Origin of the sequence: [Clostridium] innocuum (assembly GCA_012317185.1) — a bacterium.
Lineage (GTDB): Bacteria > Bacillota_I > Bacilli_A > Erysipelotrichales > Erysipelotrichaceae > Clostridium_AQ > Clostridium_AQ innocuum.
This window is the reverse complement of record CP048838.1, coordinates 3,581,153-3,596,696: the sequence shown is the minus strand read 5'-3', so window position 1 is coordinate 3,596,696 and position 15,544 is coordinate 3,581,153. Positions and strand designations below refer to the sequence as shown.

The following is a 15,544-nucleotide window of genomic DNA, read 5'->3' as shown; positions in this document are numbered from 1 at the left end:
TCTAATGAGTCAGCAGAGGATTTTAGAATTACGAAGCATATTGGACAGGCTGGCGTACGAATATTACGTACTGGATCAGCCAAGCATGAGCGATCAGGAATATGACCGCTATTATCAGGAGCTGGTGGCACTGGAGTATGAATTTCCACAGTACCGCGATCCCAATTCCATCACGCAGCGCGTCGGTGGTGTCGTACTGGACGCATTCACGAAGGTGGAGCATAAGCGCACCATGCTGAGTCTGGGCAATGCCTTCAATCTGGAGGATCTGCATGCCTTTGACGAGCGTGTGCGGGAAGTGGTGCCAAACGCACGCTATGTGGTGGAGCTGAAAATTGACGGACTTGCCATGTCCCTGATATATCGCGACGGGCGCTTTGTACAGGCCCTGACCCGCGGAGACGGTGTTGTCGGTGAGGATGTTACGCACAATGTCAAAACGATCCCATCCATTCCGATGCATATCCCGCTACAGGGTGAGGTGGAAGTGCGCGGAGAGGTGTATATGCCCAATGCCAGCTTTCAGATGCTGAATGAGGAACGGGAAAAGAACGGGGAAGAACTGTTTGCGAATCCGCGAAATGCGGCGGCGGGAAGTATCCGTCAGCTGGACAGCTCGGTTGCGGCAAAGCGTAAGCTGGATGCCTTCTGGTATTACTTTGTGAATGCACAGGAATACGATATTCATTCCCATGAAGAGGCACTGCAGAAGATGAGTGAAATGCATCTGCGGGTGAATCCGCTTCGTAAGGTGTGTGAGCGCATCGATGAGGTGTGGCAGTTTATCGAAGAAATTACAGAGCAGCGAAATGATCTGCCCTACGCGATTGACGGTATGGTCATCAAGGTGGATGATTTGGACGCACAAAATCGTCTGGGCTCCACGGTCAAGGTGCCGCGCTGGGCGATTGCATATAAATTTCCTGCCGAAGAGGTTATCACAAAGCTGCTGGATATCGTGGTAACGGTTGGAAGAACGGGACGTATTACTCCGAATGCCGTACTGGAGCCGGTGCGGGTTGCGGGTACAACGGTATCGGCGGCACAGCTGCACAATGAGGATATGATTAAGGAAAAGGACATCCGTATTCATGATGATGTTGTGGTACGCAAGGCCGGAGATATCATACCGGAGGTCGTTCGACCGCTGCTTGAGCGAAGAAACGATACGCAGGCGGTTTACCACTTTCCAACGCACTGCCCGATCTGCGGAAGTGAGCTGGTACGCTTTCCTGAGGAAGCTGCCCATTACTGCATCAATCAGGACTGCCCCGCCCGTGTTGTGGAAAGCATGATTCATTTTGCGAGTCGGGATGCGATGGATATCGATACACTGGGTGATAAGAAAGTGGAATTTTTCCATAAGCAGGGCTTTTTGAATACCATTGAAGATATATACTGCCTGAAGGAGCATCGGCAGGAGCTGATCGATCTGGAGGGCTTTAAGGAAAAGTCGGTAGATAAGCTGCTGGATGCCATTGAGGACAGCAAGCAGAATCCGCTGGAGGATCTGATCTATGGACTGGGCATCCGCCAGGTTGGCAAGAAAGCCGCAAAGGTTCTGGCAAAGCATTTTCTGAGCATGGATGCACTGATGGCAGCGAATGAGGAAGAGCTTGTGGCAATCAAGGATATCGGACAGATTACGGCAGAGTGCATCACCGCCTTTTTCCATGAGCCGAAGAACATGGAGCTGATTGCCCATTTAAAGGGCTATGGCCTGCGGATGGATACCGAGGCTGAGCAGATTCAGGAAAGCTCATTCAGCGGCAAAACCATCGTACTGACCGGTACGCTGACGCAGATGACACGAAATGATGCCAAGGCGTTGCTGGAATCTCTCGGGGCCAATGTCAGCGGCTCTGTTTCCAAAAAAACCGACCTTGTCATTTACGGCGAGGCGGCTGGCAGCAAGCTGACCAAAGCGAATTCCCTCGGTGTCATGACGATGGATGAGGATACCTTTATGAAAGAGGTGAACGGAAATGAACAGGAAACCTAGAGCAGTCCCGATTCTGCTTCTTTGCAGCTGCATGCTGGTACTCGGCGGCTGTAATAAGGAAGATAAAAACAAGGCGGACAATGATAAAAGCAGTGAGGAAACAAAGGCCATCAACGAAGGGGAATACTCTGCACTGCTGCCGTTTTCAGTGAGTGATGCGGGGCAGAAGCATGCCCAGATGCAAACCAATCTGAGTGATACCCTGACCATCGGTACCGGGCTGATGGAGCTTTCCAAGGAATATTTCTCCAGTAAGACGTATGCCTTTCGGGGTGGAAAATATCTGGATTACAATACACTGGATGCCTCCGCGGATAACAGCGGACTGCTGGGGAGAACGAGCAAGAAAAATGCAAACGGTTTAAATCCTGCAGTCGGTGATGTGTTTCCAACCGATGACGGGGATAAAAAAATAACAGCCAATGATGTGCTGCTGCTGGATATCTTTGAATATGACTGGTATCAGAACAAGGAGCTGAAGGGGCTGTCACTGGCGCTCGTATTCAATGATAAAATCGGAACGGAACCAAAGGAGGCAACCATCGATAGCGATAAAATGAAGCTGTATGGCGAGGAATGTGCGCGTAAGCTGGTTAATTATCTGCGAAAGGCAAAGCCGGAAATCGGAAACAACACACCGATTTATGTAGCGCTGTATAATACCTCCAGCGATGATGCGACGCTGCCGGGAACGTACTTTGAGGAAGCCTATTTTGAATCCAAGACCAATGCGGAATTCAAGGCAATCAATGAAAAATGGGCATTGTTTCCAACAAGCACGGCAACCAAGCTGGACGGGACAAACGCAACCTATTTCGACCGCTACAAGGCGAGCTTTCAGGATTTTCTGGGACAGGATATCGACATGATCGGCAAAGGTCATTTCATGGATAATGAGCTGACAGATCTGCGCATCAATGTGAAGCTGCATGCCAAGAGTGCGGATGAGGTCATTGCGGCGGTGCAGCTGCTGGATGAGCGGCTTTCCATCTTTTCCAGCAATAATTTTAAAATCACGGTCGTAGTCAAGGCGGATGATGTAGATGTCGCCACCATTACGAGAAACAAGGGTACCAGCAGTACGGTTGCACAGACACTGCTGTATTAATCCAGAAATAGAAAAGAAGAATAAAATGAATTTCGTAGGAACTGTTGCTATGCCTTTTCAAGATTTTCATACAACGGTATAAATAAAAAAGGGAAGATCGAAAAGAGATGTGACGGTATCGAACAAAACGCATTCTCTTTTTCAGAAATCTGAATCGCGCAAGGCGAAGGAATGGAGGCAATCATGGAAGAATTTAGTGCAGAATATTTCAAGAAGCTGGCACATGACATCATGTTTGATCTGAATGATGAAGAGGTCAGTGAGCTGCAGGAGGAATTTAAGGTATTGCTGCAGCAGATCGAGCTGCTGGACGGCATTGATACAGAGGGTGTTGAAGAAATGATCTACCCGTTTGAAGCAGAAACGACATTTCTGCGTGAGGACAGCGTAGATAATGTAATATCACAGGAAGCCGCGCTTCTGAATGTGAAAAGTGCAAAAGCAGGGCATGTACATGTGCCAAAGGTGGTGAAGTAAAATGGATTTTGAAAGAGCGAGAAAGCAGGACGTGGAGGGCCGCGTTTACGAGGCTTTGGAAAAAGCGAAGGAAGCACAGGCGCGTTTGAATGCTGCTGTTACCTTTGTAGACCCGAAAGAGCAGCTGAAGGAGCTGGAAGCAATCGGCGCAGATGCAGCGATGTATGGCATGCCAGTTGTTTTAAAGGATAACGTGAATACGAAGGGAATCCGTACCACGGCATCCTCCCGCATTCTGGATAATTATATCCCGGTATACAATGCGCATATCGTTGATAAGCTGCAAGCTGCAGGCGCTGTTGTAATAGCAAAGGCCAGTATGGATGAGCTGGGCATGGGCGGAACCAACCGCAATGCCTACACAGGACCAGTTAACAATGCCTGGGATGAAAGCAGAATTTCCGGAGGAAGCAGCGGCGGCAGTGCAGCACTTGTAGCGGCTGGAGTCGTTCCGTTTGCCATTGGTACGGATACCGGTGACAGTGTGCGCAAGCCGGCCGCATACCAGGGGATTATCGGCATGAAGCCAACCTATGGAAGAATCTCCCGCTATGGTATCATTCCGTATGCATCCAGTCTGGATCATGTGGGTTATTTTACCACATCCGTACAGGATACAGCGGTTGCACTGGAGGTGCTGGCTGGTCGCGATGACCGTGACATGACCTCATCCAACCGTGCAGTGGAGGCCTATGCTGCTAACCTGAATCATGACCTTCGCGGAAAGCGAATTGCTGTTTTGGATAATGTACAGGAGGCGGTTGCAGATCCTGCAATCCGTGAGAATTTTGACGCTTTGATGAAGAAGCTGGAGGCACGCGGTGCTACTGTTACACATGTGCGCATGGATGATAAGCTGATGAAGGCACTGATGCCTACCTACTATATTATTGCGAATGCCGAGGCTACAGCCAACCATTCCAATCTGGATGGAATCCGTTTTGGTATGCGTGAGGCTGGAGAAAACGTGGAGGATGTCATGATCAACACCCGGACAAAGGGCTTCTGTTCCTATGTACGCAAGCGTTTTGTCATCGGAAGCTATTCTCTGTTTGTGGAAAATCAGGATAAGATCTTCCGCAAGGCGCAGAAGGTTCGCCGCCTGATTGTGGAGGAGCTGAACCGTGTTCTTGCCAACAGCGATGTTGTCATTGCCTCTGCTGCAGGAACAATCGCGCCGCTGGCAGAGGAATCCAAGGATTCTCATCTTGGGGCAGATAACAATGTGGCTGAAAATCATATGGTGCTGGGCAACTTTTCCGGATATCCGAGCATGACCATGCCGACCGGCTTTGCGGAAGGTATGCCGATCGGTATCAATATGACGGCGAAGGCATTTGATGAGCAGACATTGTTTAATATCGGACTGGCGATTGAAGAGGAAACAGGATTAAAAGGTAATGATGTGGAGGTAGACGCATGAAATACGAAACAGTCATAGGGATTGAAATCCACTGCGAGCTGAAAACCAAAACAAAAATGTTCTCAGGGGCACCGACATCCTTTGGAGAGGTAGCGAACACCTGTGTAAATGAAGTGGATCTGGGACATCCCGGAACACTCCCCTGTGTAAATAAGGATGCTGTGCGTCTGGCAATTCTGGCCGCAACGGCATTGAAGTGTGAAATCGATCCGCTGGTGAAGTTTGATCGCAAGAACTATTATTATTCCGATCTTCCTAAGGGCTTCCAGATAACCCAGCAGTTTCATCCGATTGGCTCCAACGGTGTCATTACCATTAAAACGGATGACGGGGAAAAGGATATCCGCATCAACCGTATTCATATGGAAGAGGATACCGCTAAGCAGTTTCACAGCGATGCGGGGACACTGGTAGACTACAACCGTGCGGGAACACCGCTGGTGGAAATCGTCAGTGAACCGGATATCCGAAACGGGGCAGAGGCAGCTGCCTATGTGGAAAAGCTGAGAAGTATGCTGTATTACCTTGGAGTCAGTGATGTTAAAATGGAAGAGGGAAGCATGCGCTGTGATGTCAATGTTTCCATACGTCCGCAGGGCAGTGAAGCTCTTGGTACCAAAACCGAGGTCAAAAATCTGAATTCCATTTCCAATGTACAGAAGGCGATTGATGCAGAGGTGGCACGTCAAAGGGAGCTGCTGGAAAACGGTGAGGAAGTCGTACAGGCAACCCGTCGTTATGATGAAACGCAGAAAACAACGATTCTGATGCGGAAAAAGGAAGGAAATGTGGACTACAAGTTCTTCCCAGAACCGAATATTCCACCGATTCGTCTGGATGCGGCATGGATCAAAGACATTCAGGACAATATGGAGGAGCTTCCGGATGAGCGTAAGGCACGCTATATGCACGATTATGCACTGAAGGAATACGATGCTGATGTACTCGTTGCCAATCGTGAGCTGAGCAACTTTTTCGATGAGGTATGTCAGTATACAAAGAACTATAAGAAGGCAGCAAACTGGGTGATCGTTGAGGTTACAGCTGCATTGAATAAGGCAAATATCAAGCTGGTGGATAATCCGTGTAATCCAAAGCATCTTGCGGATATGGTAAATATGGTGGATGCCGGTGAAATAAGCGGCAAGCAGGCAAAAATCGTGTTTGAGGACATCATGCAGGGCAAGGATCCGAAGAAGGTCGTGGAAGAAAAGGGTATGAAGCAGATGAGTGACAGCAGTGAGCTGCTTGCCATGGTTAGCGCTGTTCTGGATAACAACCCGCAATCCATTGAAGATTTCAAAAACGGTAAGGACCGTGCTGTCGGCTTCCTGGTTGGTCAGGTAATGAAGGCCAGCAAGGGACAGGCGAATCCGGCGATGACGAATAAGCTGATTCAGGAGGAGTTGAAAAAGCGCTAGCATTCTGTTGCGCCAGCCGGTGATGAAGCCTGCGAGCGTAAGGCACGGATGCTATGCGAAACACCGGCTTATATATTGCAGGGTAGCTTTTGAAAAAGCCTGTCTGTGAAGCTGTCAATTTTAGGAAATCGTAAGAAGATTCCCGCTGTAATTCTCGCGGTTTTGTGTTATACTGGTAAATGTGCTATACTAGAAACACAATCGTGTAATCAGGCATGACTCCTAAGGAGTATGCTCATTGTCTATATAGTCAGGAGTGAACCCCATGAGTAAAAAGAAGAAAAAAACAAAAGCAGGCGGCGGAAAGAGCAAGATACTATACTGGATTGCCGGTATTGTTATTCTGATTCCTGTACTGCTGCTTGGATGGATTTATCTGAGTGCCAAGGAGAGCAGCGGAAGTCCTACGGTCGGCAGCCGTTTTGACAATTCACTGAACCCGGCCATAACAGAAGAGCAGCTGGACAAGGTGAAGTCCGCAATGAAGCTGGATGGTGTTGAAAGCGTTGAAGTCAATTTGATCAGTGCTACCCTGCGTATCAATATTGATACTAAGGATGATGCCAGCAGTGCCAAGGTGAAGAGTATTATGAATGAAGCCTATGATAAGGTGAATGATATTCTTCCTATCAAGAAGTATTTTACAAATAACGATTCCGATAAGATGTATGATCTGGAAGTGCATGTTTATAATTTCATTCCGGATGACAAGCATTCTGCGGATGATCAGATTTATAAGATCAAGACGAAGACAGCGGCAGCGAAGAAGCCGAACGTTTCTACACCTTCATCTCCGAAAAATAAATCCGTCGCAGAAAAGCTGTTAAAGCAGCAGGAAGAAGCAGCTAAGAAAAACAAGTAAAAGGGCGGCCTGCCCTTTTTTCAATGAGGTGAGAAGATGAAGAAAAATGATCAGGTATATGGTGTCTGCAGCGGATATACGCACGACGGGCACGGGGTTGTAAAGATAGACGGCTTTCCGCTGTTTGTGAAGGGCATGCTGGAGGGGGAAGCGGGAGAGCTGGTTGTCACGATGGCAAAAAAGAAATTTGGCTATGGCAGGCTGATGAAAAGAAGTAAAACATCCTCACAGCGTGTTGCTCCCCCCTGTCCGATTGCAAAGCAGTGCGGAGGCTGTCAGCTTCAGCATATGTCCTATGCGGAGCAGCTGCGGTTTAAGAAGCAGAAGGTGCAGGATGTGATGCAGCGGATAGCACACCTTGATATTGAGGTGCAGGATGTGCTGGGGATGCAGGATTGCTATACCAATTATCGCAACAAAGGGCAGATTCCGGTCGGAGTTGATAAAGGTAAAACGGTTACCGGCTTTTATCGTATCAACTCCAATGCCATCATCGATACGGATACGTGTCTGATTCAGAGTGAGCGGATCAATGCGGTATTACAGGAAATGCGTAAATTATTTGAGAAATATCAGAATGCGAAGCTGTTTCGTCATCTGTTGATCAAGCATGCATTTTTCAGTGATGAGGTAATGGTTGTCTGGATTGTGCGTTCCTTTCAGATTCCACATGGGAAGGAGATGGTGCAGGAGCTGACTGCGGCATTGCCGTTTGTAAAGAGTGTCATATTAAATCTGAATGTACGGGATGATAATGTCATTTTGGGGGATAAGGAACAGCTGTTGTTTGGTGAGCATGCTATCACTGACAGTATTCATGACTTAAAATTTTCCATATCCTCAAAGTCCTTCTATCAGGTGAATCCAAGACAGACGGAGATATTATATGGAAAGGCTCTGGAGTTTGCACAGCTTACGGGAAAGGAAGCCGTATTGGATTTGTATTGCGGGGTTGGAACGATTTCCATGTTTTTAGCACAGCAGGCCAAGCATGTGACGGGAATTGAAATCGTACCGCAGGCGATTCGTGATGCGAGAAAGAATGCGGCATTGAATGGCATTGCGAATATTGATTTTGTATGCAGTGATGCGGCTGACTATGCGAAAAAGCTGTGTGAGCAGGGGGCACATCCGGATGTGATTGTGGTAGATCCGCCGCGCAAGGGGTGTGATGTACAGACGATTGACAGTATGGTGATGATGCAGCCAAAACGGATTGTTTATGTGTCCTGTGATCCCGGGACACTGGCAAGGGATTTAAAGCTGCTGGAAGAGAAGGGGTATCGTACAGAAATTGTGCAGCCTCTGGATATGTTTCCATTTACACATCACGTCGAATGTGTGTGTCTGATAGTGAGAAAATAAAAGTGCAAAAAAGCCCATGAATAAAGGCTTTTCGACACTTTTTGATAAGCAAAATTTGAAGCACTCAAAATGGGGTGCAACTGATAGTAAATGCTAATTTGCCTGATTTTAATAAAAGTCAGGCTTTTCTTGTACATTTTTTCCTTGTTTTAGTGTTCGAGAAAAAAAGAGATTTAAGGTAAAACATAAAAGCAAAAAATCTAATATATGTTTAAAATAATAGTGATTTAAATGATGATTATAGTATGACATTTACTTAATTTAAGTATATAATAAAGGTAGTTGATCACATGTTATTATTATAAATTTGGCAGGAGGTGTTAAAGTGATTTTTGATAAATTAGAAAAAGAAATATTTACTCATTCTGAGCAAAGTATTGCTGATTATATTTTGAAAAACCCATATTCTTTAGATGAATTAACAGCTGATGATTTAGGAATGATTACATTAACTAGTAAATCTACTGTATTTAGGTTTTGTAAAAAAATAGGTGTAGGCAGCTATGAAGAACTTAAAAGAGTCATTCAACAAGAAAATTATGAAAGAGATAAGATTAAAGATATTCGATTAAAACAACCATTCAATAAGTATAGTGGCGTAAGTGATATTTTAGGAAAGATGCCTCATTTTTATAATGTTGCAATAGTAAACACAAATTTGATGTTAAATAAAGAATTAGTGAGAAGTATCGTTCAAAAAATAAAAAATGCAGAAGTAATTGATTTCTATTGTTCAGGAGTAACACAAGCAATAGCAGAATCAGCAATGTTTAAATTTCAAACATTGGGTAAGCAGTGTAATATTTTCACAAATTTAAATGAGCATTATGTTATGAGTACAAAAAACAATAAAAGAGTATCCATTATTCTTTCATTTACTGGAGGAAATAAGCAAGCAGTATATAGTGCTAGAAAGGTTAAATCTATTGGCCAGTATACATTAGGTATTGGTGGAGAAGAATTTGATGATTTAAAAAATGTTTGTGATCATTACTTACAGGTATATGATAAAAATATTATAGCTGGTTTTGAAATGATGTTACTTGCAATATCAATGAATTACATTTTAGATATTTTATTTGCCTGTTTGTTAGTAAAAGATTTTGATTATCATATAAAGAATGCTTTAGATGTGGAGAATATTTATAGTAAGAAAGAGGATTTTTGAAACTCATAATTTCAAAAAAAGTTCTCTTTTTTTTCTTAGTTTGAAACTTTAAGACCATTGATATTTAGCTATATTGTATGTGCTTACATTGGTTGCTATAATGCAATTGTCAATACAGAAAGTATAAATATTTAAAGCAAATGTAGAGGAGGAAAAAGTATGACAAATAAAGAATTAGCCACACAAATTCTTGAATTAGTAGGTGGGAAAGAAAATATTTCAGCAGTCACTCACTGTATTACTCGTTTAAGGATGACGATCAAAGATTTAAACATTATCAAGGAGGATCAAATTAAAAAGCTTCCTGGAGTTATGGGGGTGAACCTTGTAGAAGGGCAATATCAAGTTATTTTAGGTCCAAAAGTTGCAGATGTCTTTTTGGAATTTGAACCATTAGTAGGTTTATCAAAGAATAATGAAGTGCCAAAAGAAAAGAAAAAACTACTTGCAGTAATTCTTGATACTTTTACAGGAATATTCACACCAATTTTACCAGCTATCATTGGTGCAGGGTTATTAAAAGGAATTTTATTAGGATTAATGTTTGCAAATGTTATTTCACCAGATGGCGAAATGTTTAAATGGCTGATGTTATTCTCAGATGCAGCATATTACTTCTTACCATTCTTATTAGCAGTAAGTACAGCGACACATTTCAAATGTAATCGTTACTTGGCAATGGTTGTTGCAGGAATTATGCTTCATCCTGATTTAATTAATATGCTTGGAGACGGAACAACACATCATTTATTAGGAATTCCAGTATTTAGTGCTTCTTATGCTAGTTCAGTTCTTCCAATTATTATGACAGTGATTGTAATGAGCTATATAGAAAAATTCTTTGCTAAAGTAGTGCCAAGTATTTTAAGAACAATTTTGGTTCCATTACTTACAGTGTTTGTAACTGGAGTGTTAGTTATTGTTGCGATTGGTCCAGTTGGCTCTATGATCAGTGATGTTCTTGCTTCAAACTTCTTAACATTTTATGTAAATTATGGAGTTATTGCTGGAGCCATTTTCTCTGGTTTCTTCCCAATTATGGTATTATTAGGAATTCATAATGGATTTACACCTGTTATGGTTCAGTCTTTATCGACATACGGTGTTGAATACTTAATGGGACTAAATGTCGCTTCTAACTCAGCACAAGCTGGAGCAACATTTGCCGTCTTCCTAAAAACAAAAAATCGCGATTTTAAATCATTAGCAGGAACAGCGGCTTTAAATGCAATTCTAGGTATCACAGAACCAGCATTATATGGAATTACTTCTAAATTAAAAAGACCACTTATCGGAGTATGTATTGGTGGAGCAGTAGGTGGTGCTATTGCTGGATTCTTCCATGTAACTGCAACAGGTATGGCAACAGGACCTATCATTGGTATTCCATTATTCTTAACAGATACATTTATTTGGTTTGTTGTATCATGTACAGTGGCGTTTATTGTAGCATTCATTTGGGTAATTGTAACTGGATTTGATGATGTAAAAGATGATGAATATACAGAGGGATTTGATTCACAAGAACAACAAAAGAATCTTCCATTAGGTAAAATTAATGTTGATGCTAGTTGTGAAGGAAGTGTTATTCCAATGAGTGATATTCCAGATAATGTATTCTCAGAAGGAATGATGGGACAATGCTTTGCAATAGAACCAGTAAATGGAAAAGTAGTTTCTCCAGCAAATGGAACAATTACAGCGGTTTTTCCTTCAAAACATGCAATTGGAATATTAACTGATGAGGGATTAGAACTATTGCTTCATATCGGCATTGATACAGTTAATATGAATGGTGAAGGATTTAACTGTCATGTTAGACAGGGACAAGCAGTTAAGAAAGGGGAGTTATTAGTTGAAGTTGAACTAGAAAAAGTGAAAAAAGCAGGTTATCCAACAATGATTATACATGTTGTTTGCAACTCAAATGATTTTCAAACAATTCAATTGACGAATGAAAAGAATGTTCAAGCTGGACAAACAGTGTTAACCATAGAATAGGAGAATTCAAGATGCATAACGAAATACAATTTCCTAATAACTTTTTGTGGGGAGGAGCGATTGCAGCTAACCAATGTGAAGGTGCAGTGTTAGAAGATGGTAAAGGATATTCAACTGCAGACGCTTTACCTGATGGTGTCTTTGGTGATGTTTCTATACCGCCAAAGGAAAATTATTTAAAACGAATTGGAATCGATTTTTACCATAAATATAAAGATGATATTGAATTATTATCTGAAATGAATTTCAAAATTTTGAGAGTATCAATTGCTTGGCCACGCATTTATCCAAATGGAGATGAAAAAACACCTAATGAAGCAGGATTGAAATATTATGATGATTTATTTCATGAGTTAATAAAACACAATATTGCGATCATGGTAACACTTTCGCATTATGAAATGCCGCTGAATCTTGCTATTAAATATGGTGGGTGGAAAAATAGAAAATTGATTGATTTCTATTTGAAATATGCAAAAACTATGATTGAAAGATACAAAGATCGTGTAAAATACTGGTTAACTTTCAATGAAATAAATATGACACTGCATGCACCATTTAATGGAGCAGGAATTCAAGGGGTACCTGAGGATATCAATAGAAACATATTGTATCAGGCAATCCATCATCAATTTGTTGCAAGTGCACTTATTACGAAAGTTGCACATGAGTTAGATTCAAATTTACAGATTGGATGTATGATTGCAGGAGCTCCAATTTATGCTTTGACTTCTAAACCAGATGATGTCCTAGAAAAAATAAACAGAGAAAGAAAAACTTTATTCTTTGCAGATGTGCATGTTAGAGGTAAATATCCAAATTATATGAATCGTTATTTTGAAGAAAATAACATTCATCTTGAAATTACAGATCAAGATCTTGTGGATTTGAAACACACAGTTGATTTTATTTCTATCAGTTATTATGCAAGTGATTGTGCTACTGCAGATAAGAGCAAATACATTACAACACGAGGAAATATTGCTTCAACTATTAAAAATCCGTACTTGACACTTTCTGATTGGGGCTATCAAATTGATCCAAAAGGATTAAGAATTTTATTAAATGAATTATATGATCGCTATCAATTACCATTATTTATTGTTGAAAATGGTATGGCATTTAAAGATAAGCTAGAAAATGGTAAAATTCATGATCCATATCGAATAAATTTCTTTAGAGAACATTTGTTACAGGTTTATGAGGCTTTGCAGGATGGTGTGGAAGTTTTAGGATATACAAGTTGGGCGCCAATTGATTTAGTAAGTAATAGTGAGTGTCAGATGGAAAAACGTTATGGATTTATTTATGTAGATCGCAATGATAAAGGGGAAGGAAGCTTAAAACGATTTAAAAAAGATAGTTTTGATTGGTATAAAGAAGTTATTCAATCAAATGGTCAGTCATTAAAAAGCAAGATTTAAGGAGATGCATTTATGAAAACAATAAGATTAGATATTCCACAGTGGCAGGGCGGCAACAATCCAAATTATGTATTTGGAAGTGAACTATTAAGTATAATAGTCCCTCAAGTATCGTCTATTAAGACAGTAAAAGTACCTGTAAATATAAGTTTTGATGAGGAATTAAAACAAAAAAATGGTATTGAAGGAGAAGAAGCCTTAAAAAAACAAATGAAAGATACCGAAGAAGTTTTAATTCAAGAGAATCCAGATAGAATAATTGTTATTGGAGGAGATTGTTCTGTATCTCAAGTCCCTTTTGACTATCTAAGTGGGAAGTATGGGGAAAAACTGGGAATATTATGGCTAGATGCACATCCAGATGTATCTACAGTTGAAACATCAACTAGAAACCATGAAATGGTTTTAAATAATCTTATTTCCGGAGAAGGATCCACACTTGCATCAATGGTGAAAAATCCGATTAATAAAAATAAAGTAATGCTAGCTGGTCTTATTTATGATGATTTAAGAGAAAAGGATCAAATTGTCAATATCAAAAAGATTTCATACGCTACTCCTTCTCAACTAAAAAATGATAGTAATATTCTTGTAGATTGGATTCAGAAGGAAAATATAAAGCATGTAGCTGTGCATTTCGATTTAGATGTATTGGATCCTCAAGATTTTCGTTCAATATATCCTGCCGAACCATATCTTGAATCATTCGATGCTGCAATTGGAGAATTAAAGTTAGAACACATTGGAAGAATTCTAGGCGATATTTCTAAATATAGTAATATTGTTGGATTAACAATTGCTGAACACTTGCCTTGGGATGCCATGAGATTAAGAAACATGTTATCAGAGGTTTCTATTTTCCATGATTAGAAAAATTATTATCATTATATGTGGAATTATCTTTATGGCATTTGGAACAGGGCTATGCAATTATACAAATTTTGGTATTGATCCATTTAATGCTTTATGTGTAGGTTCTTCCAATATGCTTAATATTTCCTTAGGAACATTTACCCTTGTTGCACAGTTTATCATCGCAGTACTCATTCTATTTATTCAAAAGAGATTTTTAGGAATTGGAAGTTTAGTTCCTATGATATCATTCGGATATATTTTACAAGTAATAAATGAAGTAATGGAATCTGTATTACCGACTTCTATGTCAATAATTGCTAGTTTTGTATTATTTGGTGTTGGAATGGTGTGTATTGCATTGGGAATGTCTTTATATATGAATTGTGATTTAGGCATGGTTCCCTATGATGCTGTATCGTTTTCAATAAGTGAAAAAATCAATAAAAATCCATTCCTTTTAAGAGTAATCATCGATGTTTCAATTGCTAGTTTAGCATTTCTAGTTGGAGGACCAATACAAGTTGGAACTATTCTTCTTGCTTTTGGAATAGGACCAATACTAAAAGTATTTAAGCCAATAACAAATAAGGTTATAAAAAGAGCAAGTTAAGATGATATCAGAATAAAAAACTTTTGCTTCAGTATTCTCGTAAAAGCAATAAACAAGATTTAGTTATATTGTTTCTTCAAAATATTTAAATTATTCAAATTAAAGAAAGTAAATTTATTATATATTAAGGATATATCAATCATTCTCACAAGTTCGATTTTTGCGCGACTATGACCGTTCGTGAAATTCTGAATGATGTGCTATAATTCTAATATCCCAAGTTTGACACCTTAAGAGAGAGAAAAACTCAAGATTAGCTGATAAATAAAGACTAATCTTGAGTTTTCGCTTTGTAACGATATGTAGTATATTCTAATTTTTTTGTTTTGTTTGATGAATAATATTTCTTATTTTGCTTCTCTTAATGATTTGCGTGTTCGTTTGAAACTCAAATTATTCATGCAATTTATCTGTTAAATCTGTTTGTTTATAAGTAGGGATATATCCATATTCCTCAATTTCACATACATTCATTTCTCGTAATGTATGAATTATTTATTCTACTGTATATTCTTTATTTTTTTTTCTTCTAGTAAACGATATATCAATGGTGATATAAAACAAATTAAGAAATACGCTTTGATTCGATCTTCTCCTTGTAAATAAACAGGTCTAGCCTTAAACTCAGTTTTCATGATACGAAAGCATTCTTATATTTGCCATCTTCTTTTCTTGCTCCAATTCGTAAATTACCTGATTAGCAACTTCTCCATATTCCGAAAAGATGTTTTCTTTATAAATCAGATGAGTCATTTGAATTATTTCTTTATACTCTTATTTGTATTTAATTGTTTTTTGTGCTCTTTTTAATTGCTTTTGGTGTATATT

Annotated in this window: 12 protein-coding genes; all 12 read left to right on the top strand. The window is 40.4% G+C overall.

The genetic code is table 11. The annotated features are described in order from the left end of the window. Window positions 1-4 precede the first annotated feature (4 nt). Window positions 5-2,002 (top strand): NAD-dependent DNA ligase LigA, encoded by a 1,998-nt coding sequence (gene ligA, locus G4D54_17570; GenBank protein QJA04121.1) that lies wholly within the window; start codon window positions 5-7, stop codon window positions 2,000-2,002. Next, window positions 1,986-3,110, top strand: coding sequence for a CamS family sex pheromone protein (locus G4D54_17565; GenBank protein ID QJA04120.1), 1,125 nt, complete (start codon window positions 1,986-1,988; stop codon window positions 3,108-3,110). Before ligA ends, G4D54_17565 begins: the two co-directional genes overlap by 17 nt. A gap of 183 nt (window positions 3,111-3,293) precedes the next feature. Continuing rightward, a complete protein-coding gene (gatC, locus tag G4D54_17560; protein QJA04119.1) occupies window positions 3,294-3,587 on the top strand; it encodes an Asp-tRNA(Asn)/Glu-tRNA(Gln) amidotransferase subunit GatC in 294 nt (97 codons plus the stop codon). Between the two features lies 1 nt (window position 3,588). Further along, a complete protein-coding gene (gene gatA, locus G4D54_17555) occupies window positions 3,589-5,010 on the top strand; it encodes an Asp-tRNA(Asn)/Glu-tRNA(Gln) amidotransferase subunit GatA (protein ID QJA04118.1) in 1,422 nt (473 codons plus the stop codon). Then, window positions 5,007-6,431 (top strand): Asp-tRNA(Asn)/Glu-tRNA(Gln) amidotransferase subunit GatB, encoded by a 1,425-nt coding sequence (gene gatB, locus G4D54_17550; protein ID QJA04117.1) that lies wholly within the window; start codon window positions 5,007-5,009, stop codon window positions 6,429-6,431. The genes gatA and gatB overlap by 4 nt, the downstream gene beginning before the upstream one ends. A 265-nt stretch (window positions 6,432-6,696) precedes the next feature. Beyond that, window positions 6,697-7,293, top strand: a complete 597-nt coding sequence (locus G4D54_17545) for a hypothetical protein (GenBank protein ID QJA04116.1) — start codon at window positions 6,697-6,699, stop codon at window positions 7,291-7,293. 36 nt (window positions 7,294-7,329) lie between these two features. Further along, the gene (gene rlmD, locus G4D54_17540) at window positions 7,330-8,658 is read left to right on the top strand and encodes a 23S rRNA (uracil(1939)-C(5))-methyltransferase RlmD (GenBank protein ID QJA04115.1); all 1,329 of its coding nucleotides are present in this window, start codon (window positions 7,330-7,332) and stop codon (window positions 8,656-8,658) included. A gap of 325 nt (window positions 8,659-8,983) precedes the next feature. Continuing rightward, window positions 8,984-9,826, top strand: coding sequence for a MurR/RpiR family transcriptional regulator (locus G4D54_17535; GenBank protein ID QJA04114.1), 843 nt, complete (start codon window positions 8,984-8,986; stop codon window positions 9,824-9,826). Window positions 9,827-9,985: 159 nt separating this feature from the next. After that, complete coding sequence (locus G4D54_17530; protein ID QJA04113.1) at window positions 9,986-11,827, top strand: PTS transporter subunit EIIC; 1,842 nt, start codon at window positions 9,986-9,988, stop codon at window positions 11,825-11,827. An 11-nt stretch (window positions 11,828-11,838) separates the two neighbouring features. Further along, entirely contained in the window at window positions 11,839-13,251 is a 1,413-nt protein-coding gene (locus G4D54_17525) for a family 1 glycosylhydrolase (GenBank protein QJA04112.1), read from the top strand. Between the two features lie 12 nt (window positions 13,252-13,263). Further along, window positions 13,264-14,121, top strand: coding sequence for an arginase family protein (locus tag G4D54_17520; GenBank protein QJA04111.1), 858 nt, complete (start codon window positions 13,264-13,266; stop codon window positions 14,119-14,121). After that, window positions 14,114-14,716 (top strand): hypothetical protein, encoded by a 603-nt coding sequence (locus tag G4D54_17515; protein ID QJA04110.1) that lies wholly within the window; start codon window positions 14,114-14,116, stop codon window positions 14,714-14,716. Before G4D54_17520 ends, G4D54_17515 begins: the two co-directional genes overlap by 8 nt. Window positions 14,717-15,544: the final 828 nt, after the last annotated feature.

What these genes read in the sequence shown, in the direction of transcription:
- gatA (QJA04118.1), top strand. Translation starts at nt 3,589, where the DNA reads ATGGATTTTGAAAGAGCGAGAAAGCAGGACGTGGAGGGCCGCGTTTAC.
- gatC (QJA04119.1), top strand. Translation starts at nt 3,294, where the DNA reads ATGGAAGAATTTAGTGCAGAATATTTCAAGAAGCTGGCACATGACATC.
- G4D54_17520 (QJA04111.1), top strand. Translation starts at nt 13,264, where the DNA reads ATGAAAACAATAAGATTAGATATTCCACAGTGGCAGGGCGGCAACAAT.
- G4D54_17565 (QJA04120.1), top strand. Translation starts at nt 1,986, where the DNA reads ATGAACAGGAAACCTAGAGCAGTCCCGATTCTGCTTCTTTGCAGCTGC.
- G4D54_17545 (QJA04116.1), top strand. Translation starts at nt 6,697, where the DNA reads ATGAGTAAAAAGAAGAAAAAAACAAAAGCAGGCGGCGGAAAGAGCAAG.
- G4D54_17515 (QJA04110.1), top strand. Translation starts at nt 14,114, where the DNA reads ATGATTAGAAAAATTATTATCATTATATGTGGAATTATCTTTATGGCA.
- G4D54_17525 (QJA04112.1), top strand. Translation starts at nt 11,839, where the DNA reads ATGCATAACGAAATACAATTTCCTAATAACTTTTTGTGGGGAGGAGCG.
- gatB (QJA04117.1), top strand. Translation starts at nt 5,007, where the DNA reads ATGAAATACGAAACAGTCATAGGGATTGAAATCCACTGCGAGCTGAAA.
- G4D54_17530 (QJA04113.1), top strand. Translation starts at nt 9,986, where the DNA reads ATGACAAATAAAGAATTAGCCACACAAATTCTTGAATTAGTAGGTGGG.
- ligA (QJA04121.1), top strand. Translation starts at nt 5, where the DNA reads ATGAGTCAGCAGAGGATTTTAGAATTACGAAGCATATTGGACAGGCTG.
- rlmD (QJA04115.1), top strand. Translation starts at nt 7,330, where the DNA reads ATGAAGAAAAATGATCAGGTATATGGTGTCTGCAGCGGATATACGCAC.